Below are 7,862 nucleotides of genomic sequence, written 5' to 3' on the forward strand. Positions count from 1 at the left end.
GAACCGAACACCATTTAGGCGGTGTCCTAAATGGGTAAGTTTCGGACAACGGTAGTAATAGAGCTATTGGCTTTTCCGTAAGAGGCCCAATAATTGAGGAGGCAAAAAAGCATCCTGAGTTAGAACTGTTTGAATGAGATTGTACCAAAAAGGTTATCACTAGAGCCAACTGGCCAATGGTCACTGAATTCCCGCTTTCTTCTTTACAGACTGCCAATCTCTTTCTTCAAGTGTAGCAGGGTGGTCAATGAAGAAATCCAACTCTGAGTTAGCAGAATAATCGCTGTCAAGAACAATGGCGGTTTCTCCAAACATGTACCACATTTTGCGGAGTTCCTTTTTTGACTGATTCGGCTTTCGAAAACTTTCAAGCGAGTCTCGCGTCCAGCGTCTTGCAAATTCAATCGCAAGTTCCAAGGTTGGAAAGCCATCGATGATAAAACCGTGTTCTGGGTCCAAGTGGAAATTGTCAATGATTAGAACAGAATAACGCCTTTTCTCAATCGTTTTCTGCTTCTTCTTTTATGATTTCTCTGTTGTAATCTTCTGGGTATTTGGTTACCTGTCCTTAGGCGAGTTCTAAGGGATATTTACCATATTCTCTTGCGGCATCCATAAAGGCTCTCAGGTTTGCTAAGGGTGTTTCTGGGGGAACCTCGCATCCGGTGGCGAGCATGTACATTCCTCCAGGTGCTGCCTGGCGTATGCACTCTTTAACGGCTTTTTTCACATCCTCCGGTGTTCCTTCCAGCATAACTTTTACCGGGTCAACATTGCCTACCAGAACCACTCTGCCCGCAATCTTCCTCTTCGCTTCTGCTAGGTTAACGGGGGCGTCAACGCTGAGCATTCCGGGGCCTAGTTCAACAAGCTTATCGATAAGATGATTTACGTCGCCACATATGTGAAGTGCGCAGAATTTTCCTTCACTAGCCCAAGTTTTAATTACTTTTTTAAGGGCGGGACCTGCAAACTCGTCAAACTGTTTCGGAGACAAGGTACCTGCTATGGGATCTCCGAGATTTAGTCCTAGTCTAACCTCGGCTTGGGCTCTTCCTTCCTCTATTGAGAAAGCTGTGGTTATATCCAGCATTTCGTGAACATAATCCGGATTTTCAACCATATCATAGTATATTTGTTCTGGTCCTCGTAGCGCCATGAGAAGCGAGAATGGTCCTGCAACTAGTCCACCTACTGCTGTGGTTTTTCTTAATTCCTCCAGTACCAGTTCACCAGCTTTTAGAATGTTGGGTAACCTGCCGTCTTTCCTAGGGTCGGGCATTTTTATATTCTTAACATCTTTTTTCAAATCTTTAACCGGAAAATCCACTGCTTCAGGAAGCCTATCCTCATAGTACTTTAATTTAACCCCGAAGGCTTCGGCTTCCACTAGGGTGTCACCAAGGATAAGCATCACGTCCGGAGTGTAAAGCTTATATGCCTTAAGAATAGCGGAAGCCATTGATTCTGGATCTGTTATAAACTGTTTTATGGACATTCCTGCAAGCCTTGCGTTTCCTGCCCCTACAGAGGGATAAGCCGGAATCCTATCAGGATCTTGCCTTAGAAAAACCCTCTTCATCCGCTCCTTAGCAGTTAACTCTTCACCAGACATAGTTCAACCTCCACCATAAACTATTATTCTATTAATTTTTTTACCTTTTGGACTGCATCCTGAGCATCGCTTCCATAAGCATCAGCATCAATCTTTTTAGCAAATTCCTCGGAAGTTGCGGCTCCTCCAATTATTATTCGAACCCTATCCCTTAGTCCCTCTCTCTCCAGGGCCTCTATTGTTTTTTCCATCTCAGCTCTAGCCGATGAAATAATACCGGACATAGCTAAGACGTCTGGATTATATTTCTTAACGTTCTCTAGGAAAGTTTCTGGGAGGACATTTTCGCCAATGTCGATTACATCAAAACCGCTTGCCTGTAGCATTATCTTAACAATGTTCTTACCTATTGTGTGTATATCCGTAAAAGCTGTGCCTATTAACACCTTTCCGTGTCCACTGCTCTTTTTCGCTTTTAGATGTGGTTCCAAGATTTCTAACCCCGCTTGCATGGCTTGTGCTGACATTAATACGTCTGAAATAAAATACTCCTTATTTCCAAACTTCTCCCCAACTATCTCTATGCCTTTCATTAAACCCTGAGTTAAGGCATCGTAGGCGTCTATTCCTTGATCCAAGGCTTCTACTGCAGCTTCCCTCGTGAGTTCGGAATCAGCATTTATTACCGCTGAGGAAAGCTTTTCAAAAATCTGCTCAGATATATGCAGACCTCCCGATTACTCGGTTTAATCATAGTATGGATTGTATCCATCTTCCTTAATATATAATATAAATATTTGTCTAACTATCTCTTAGCAAATAACGTATTAATATGTTTAAACTCAGATAAAAGTTTTTAGACTAAACCTTCCATTTTATACCATTCCTCAGATGCTTTAGCTCTGATTGCACTGTGGTCTACAAGTTTTCCACCAGCGTCGTGGAGGATTCTCTGAAACATCATGTCCGCAATGTCCCTGTTTTCTTCTATGATGTTCTGGTTCTGGTTAGGATCCTTTTTCAGATCGAATAGATATTCTCTACTTCTTGAGTAATTTGATATATATACGAATTCTCCATCCTTTATCCAAACGTAACCATTAAATCCCGAGGTTGCATAACTCCGTGCTTCCTGCTCTCCGTTTATTAGAGACCAAAGCTCATTTCCATCAGTCATTACTGGGGATTCAACTTCAAGAAACTGGAGTATGGTGGGAACAATGTCATGATTATAAACAAATCCTGAAACACGTTTGCCCATATTTAAACCGTCAGGGTGTCTGATGAAGAATGGGATGTCCATTAACTCTGGGTAGAGCCCCCGAGGAATTTTACCCATCACATTATGTTCCCCCAGTTGATGTCCATGGTCACTTATCAGTATTAATAAAGATTTATCTAATAACTCAAGCTTCCTCATTTTTTTTATGAATTTCCCAAGCCAGGTGTCCACCATGGTAACCTCGCCGGCGTAAAGAGCTTTCATATAATTCAGCTCTTCGGATGTTAGATAATCGGTATTAGTTGAGTAGTTCGGGGTGATAACTTCTCTTCCCGAGTAGTTGGAATAATAAAGATCGCGATAGATTTGAGGGGGATCCCAAGGCTCATGGGGGTCAAATGAATCAATGAATAGGAAAAATTTTTCAACTTCTCTGTTTTGTTCAATCCATTTTATTGCAGCGTTAAACACTTGGGGGGAAAAATAATCCTCCTCAGTCCTACGATCCGATATGTTCGTGAGATACTGTGGAAGTATAAGCATCATATGTCCACAATCTCCACTCTGGGGGATGTGGTGCTCCAATTTTTTTTGGTCAGGTTTTGGTGCGGTTCGATACGGATCTACTTCCTGACCTCTGATTAACTGCCACTGAGCAAATCCTCTATGAAAATTCATACTAGGTTTAAAGTAATGGTAAGTATCCGTGATGAAGGCAGTCGTATAACCCTCTCTGCGGAGAATCTCAGCCAGAGTGGTTTGAGTCTCGGGAATAGGCTCCCAGCCATAAGCCTGAACCATGTCTCCTTTTCTAGGGTGGTACTCTTTGAAAGGAAAGGTTCGAATTCCCGTGTGTGTGGAACGTCGGAATGGAATTGTTGGAAGAGATTCAGGGTGGGCATCCTCGAAAATAATGCTTTCTCTTGCTAAAGCATCTAAATTAGGAGTTACTACTTCACTATTTCCATATATTCCCACATGATCTTTTCTCAAAGTATCCAAAACAATAATCACCACGTTCAAGTCTATTTCACCAACTTTTATAACTAAGAGAAAGCAATTAATTTCATCTGATTCCCAATAGCAAAGTATGTAAGCCACTAGGATTTCCACTATATTTTAATTTAACTCGTTAAAATTTTCAAACCTGATATATTTACTATTTAAAAAGGGTGATCATCTTGGCTGATGAGCTTCTCGATGCTATGGCTAATCTGGAAAGAAGCAAATTATTAGAAAACGTAAAAAAGGAAATAAAGAAGGGCGAAGATCCTTTAGAGATTATAGACCGCCTCTCTCAGGGTTTAAAAATAGTAGGCGACCTATACGATAAAAAGGAATATTTTTTAGCAGAACTAATAACTGCTGGTGAAATTTTCCAAAATGCTTTTCAAGAAATTAAACCAGTCCTAGAGAAAAAGGGCCTTAAAACCCAAGTTAAAGGAAAAATCGTTATAGGGACGGTTCGCGGAGACCTCCACGACATAGGAAAAAACATTGTGATAACCATGCTCGTATCTTCAGGATTTTACGTTGAAGATTTAGGGGTCGACGTAACACCAGAAAGATTCATAGAAGCAATAAGAGAAGTAAATGCTGATATTCTTGGAATGTCCGCTCTCCTCACGGTGGCACTAGAAGCTGCGAAAGAAACCATAAAGTTGCTGGAAAAAGATAACCTAAAAGACAAAGTAAAAGTAATTTGTGGAGGCGCAGCATTCGACGAAAATACTGCAAAAAAGATTGGCGCAGACGCTTATGCTAAGGATCCCCTAGAAGCAGTAAAAATTTGTCAAAAATTTCTAGAATGAACTCCTTAAAAAAGGAGTCACATTTCTTTATAAATAATACATAAAAATCCTAAAAATAAAAAATGAGATTAATAGATTATTTACTCTGAAATCCTAAAAGCCCTTCATAATAGGTTCATAGTCCTTGAAGAGGTACCGCGAGATAACATACCGCTGAACCTGTGATGTCCCCTCATAGATTTGGAAGAGTTTTGCATCCCTAAAGAGTTTAGCAATCCGATAATTCTCCAGATAACCCCGGCCACCGTACACCTGCAAAGCATCGGTGGCAATCTTCATAGCGTCCTCAGCACCAACAAGCTTGGCTATGCTAGCAGCTGTATTAGCATCTTTATCTCCCTTATCAATGAGCCAAGCGGCTCTCCAGGTCAATAGACGCATAGCTTCGACGCGAGCATACATATCGGCCACCATCTGCTGAATTGCTTGGAAACTTGAGATTTTGTGCTCAAAGGCTTCCCGTTGCTTAGCATAGTTAATTGCATACTCCATGGCTGAACGAGCTAAACCAGTCGCAAAGGCTCCAATTGCGGGACGCGTGTGCATAAAAGTTCCCATAGCCAACAGAAAGCCTATACCTTCATCACCAAGGCGATTCTCCACAGGGACATGAACATTACGAAGAATAACCGCCCCAGTATCGGATGCTCGATGCCCCAGTTTCTCCAAGGGTTTACCTGTGGACAAACCTTCACTTTCCCGCGGAACCACAAAAGCACACAAACCTTCATGACGCTTCGTACCCTTCAATCGAGCAAAAATAACATAATAGCTAGCCACATCCCCATTAGTAATCCAAAACTTATTACCATTCAAAACATACTCATCTCCCTTACGTTCAGAAGTCGCTTGGATACCAGCCACATCGCTACCCATACCTGGCTCTGATGTTGCAAAGGCGATGAATTTCAGTTCTTTGGTGAGTGGCGTTAAAAATTTACGTTTTTGCTCGTCAGTACCTGCGAGTACTATGGGTTCTGCTCCTAGATCATTTGCATACATGGAGGTCGCAATTCCCGGGTCGGCTGCAGCAATTTCTTCAACTACAAGTACTGATTCTAAGGATCCATAGCCCGATCCGCCGTATTCTTTGGGGATTCCAAGATTCATGAGGCCTGCTTTGAATGCTTTTTCATAAACCGGACGTGGAAACTCGCCACTTTTATCGTATTTTTGTGATACAGGAAGTATCTCTTCAATTGCAAATTTACGTGCCTTTTCACGTAGAGCAATTTGTTCTTCTGTAAGTTGAAAATCTATCATTCTTCCCAACCTCCAACATTTTTTAAGTGATGTACTCTAATCATTATTCGCCCTCCTCTATAAAATTCAATTATTCCTGTCCAATTTGCTATTTTTTTAAACTAAAATTTCAACATTGTTGGAAAGATTTTCCTATTTCATCGGTATATTAATCTTTTCGTAAATGTCTCCTTGTTTTAGAACCAGTGCATGGCTTTTGCAGTGCATTACACAGGAGAAGCAGTCAATTCTGGTTGCGCATTTGGATATGTCTACTTTAAATCTTGGATCAATCTCTTTTATTGCGCCTAGTGGACAGACCAACTTGCATGTGCCGCAGTGTTGGCATTTTTCTGGATTAACTAGCACGGGATAATTAAATTTCAAGAGTGCCACCTTTCGGTCGTTCACCAACTTGGAACAATAAGACACAACATATATACTTTTCTAACTCCCCTAACATAAAATTTTTCAAAAAACACTCTTTTTTAAAAATTAGAATTAAAAACCATATCTTAACTCTTGAGATTTACGAAAAGCCTTTATGTATTGAAAAATAAACAGGAAAAATTGAGCAGGAAAATTTTATTTATAGTTCCTGAACTTCGACTTTTCTAACCCTAAGAACTCTTTTAATCTCCACCATCGAGTTGTATATTTCATTCAGAAGCAAGAGGTCTCTAACCGCTTTATCCTCTTTTTCTCGGAGATACGAATCGTAAACATCTTCTAACTCTTTGACAAAATCTATTAGGTCTTCATCGGAGATTTTCCTATTGTTTTTATGCATCAGTTTTTCGGTGGTCATTTTTTACCCCCAAAATAGTCGCTTTTTTATGTTTTTATGATATTTTTTAAAAATTGATGATTTTTTCTATATCGATTTTTAACCTCAAAATTGATTTTTTATTAGTTTATTTGGGATATTATCTTAGATAAAAATAGGGATTATTTAGGATATGTGGTATCTGGGTAATATTTGAAAATTATTTTCTAAAAAATTTGAGGAATTAAATTCCGTTATATTTTGATTTGAAATAAGATTTTGTTGAATTTTAGGAGGTTAAGGAGAGGTTAGACTTTTATTCGAATCTCCATTCATTTAAGTTCTGGGATATATTCCTCAAAATTTTTTCGGACTTTTTTTCGGGTAAGGTGAGGAACAGTTTTACGATGTGTTTGCAAAACTTTTTTTGGTTTTTTCTTCTTTTCCAGTCGTCGCAGTTGTGTTCGATTATTTTTTCTCCCTGATCGATTAGTATGCTGTAATCTCTCATCTTTGCTGATATTTTTTGGTTTTCAATTTTTACCTCTTTTACTTCATCGCTTTTCATCACTCTTCCTCTTAGGATCCTTCCTTCGTCAGCAAAAATTCTTAGGAGAGATTCAATATTTTCCTCCATCTTTACCTCTTCTTCAACTGTTTCTTTCGGCTTTTCTTCCATGAAATCTAGAAGTGTTATTGGGGTGGGTGCTGGTTTTGGGGGACCTTTTCGGTATTGTTTGATTCTTTCTCTGGTTTGTTTTTGAACTGGTGTAGAAATTCCTAACATTTCTAGTATGTCTAGGCAGTTTTCAGGGGCATATCCGTGATAGTGATTGTTGAAATATCCATAAAATTCGTTTACGCTTTCCTGTGCCTCTTGGATCTTTGGTATCCATTCTTTGAGTTCGTCTTGTGTGTATAGATAATCATACCAGGGTTCTCTTCCTCTTCCATGCCATCTAAAATAGGTGAAGTTTGCTGTTATTTTAATGTCCGGTGGTAATAACGGTTCGTCTAGTACTGTGTAGGCGATGTTGTATTTACTGAGTAGTTTGATTGATTGATCACTGAGCCAAGTTGAGTTTCTAAACTCTATGGCAAATTTGTATTTTTCTGGAAGAAGGGTGTAGAAAGCCTCTGCCTTGCTTTGGTCAAATTTCATTTTTGGAGGCAGTTGAATGAGATAACCGCCCAGCTTTCCACTCTTGGCGAGGGGGTTCACAACAGTAGAAAGATTTAATGATAAATAATACCATTCTTGGACTT

10 protein-coding genes are annotated in these 7,862 nt (G+C 39.7%); 1 reads left to right on the top strand and 9 read right to left on the bottom strand.

The window, feature by feature from the left end; all coding sequences use genetic code 11:
• The 5 genes from ACUVXA_RS13075 to ACUVXA_RS13095 form a co-directional block, all read right to left on the bottom strand.
• Positions 1–184 (bottom strand): hypothetical protein (locus ACUVXA_RS13075; RefSeq protein ID WP_445871715.1); only part of this gene is annotated, 184 nt, incomplete at its 3' end.
• Positions 181–459, bottom strand: a complete 279-nt coding sequence (locus ACUVXA_RS13080; protein ID WP_445871716.1) for a hypothetical protein — start codon at positions 457–459, stop codon at positions 181–183. The genes ACUVXA_RS13080 and ACUVXA_RS13075, both read right to left, overlap by 4 nt.
• A gap of 109 nt (positions 460–568) precedes the next feature.
• On the bottom strand, positions 569–1,615 hold the full coding sequence (locus ACUVXA_RS13085) for a uroporphyrinogen decarboxylase family protein (RefSeq protein WP_445871717.1): 1,047 nt from the start codon (positions 1,613–1,615) through the stop codon (positions 569–571).
• A 23-nt stretch (positions 1,616–1,638) separates the two neighbouring features.
• Positions 1,639–2,283, bottom strand: coding sequence for a corrinoid protein (locus ACUVXA_RS13090; protein ID WP_445871724.1), 645 nt, complete (start codon positions 2,281–2,283; stop codon positions 1,639–1,641).
• Between the two features lie 128 nt (positions 2,284–2,411).
• The gene (locus ACUVXA_RS13095; protein WP_445871718.1) at positions 2,412–3,878 is read right to left on the bottom strand and encodes a sulfatase; all 1,467 of its coding nucleotides are present in this window, start codon (positions 3,876–3,878) and stop codon (positions 2,412–2,414) included.
• Between the two features lie 80 nt (positions 3,879–3,958).
• On the opposite strand from ACUVXA_RS13095, the gene ACUVXA_RS13100 reads away from it, so the two are divergent.
• Positions 3,959–4,588, top strand: coding sequence for a cobalamin B12-binding domain-containing protein (locus ACUVXA_RS13100; RefSeq protein ID WP_445871719.1), 630 nt, complete (start codon positions 3,959–3,961; stop codon positions 4,586–4,588).
• 93 nt (positions 4,589–4,681) lie between these two features.
• Here ACUVXA_RS13100 and ACUVXA_RS13105 read toward each other — a convergent pair whose 3' ends face one another.
• The 4 genes from ACUVXA_RS13105 to ACUVXA_RS13120 all read right to left on the bottom strand — a co-directional run.
• Positions 4,682–5,851, bottom strand: coding sequence for an acyl-CoA dehydrogenase family protein (locus ACUVXA_RS13105; RefSeq protein WP_445871720.1), 1,170 nt, complete (start codon positions 5,849–5,851; stop codon positions 4,682–4,684).
• Positions 5,852–5,983: 132 nt separating this feature from the next.
• A complete protein-coding gene (locus ACUVXA_RS13110; RefSeq protein ID WP_445871721.1) occupies positions 5,984–6,217 on the bottom strand; it encodes an indolepyruvate ferredoxin oxidoreductase subunit alpha in 234 nt (77 codons plus the stop codon).
• Between the two features lie 202 nt (positions 6,218–6,419).
• Entirely contained in the window at positions 6,420–6,638 is a 219-nt protein-coding gene (locus tag ACUVXA_RS13115) for a hypothetical protein (RefSeq protein ID WP_445871722.1), read from the bottom strand.
• A 274-nt stretch (positions 6,639–6,912) separates the two neighbouring features.
• Positions 6,913–7,862 (bottom strand): DUF72 domain-containing protein (locus ACUVXA_RS13120; protein WP_445871723.1); only part of this gene is annotated, 950 nt, incomplete at its 5' end.

It is taken from the genome of Candidatus Jordarchaeum sp. (assembly GCF_052745115.1).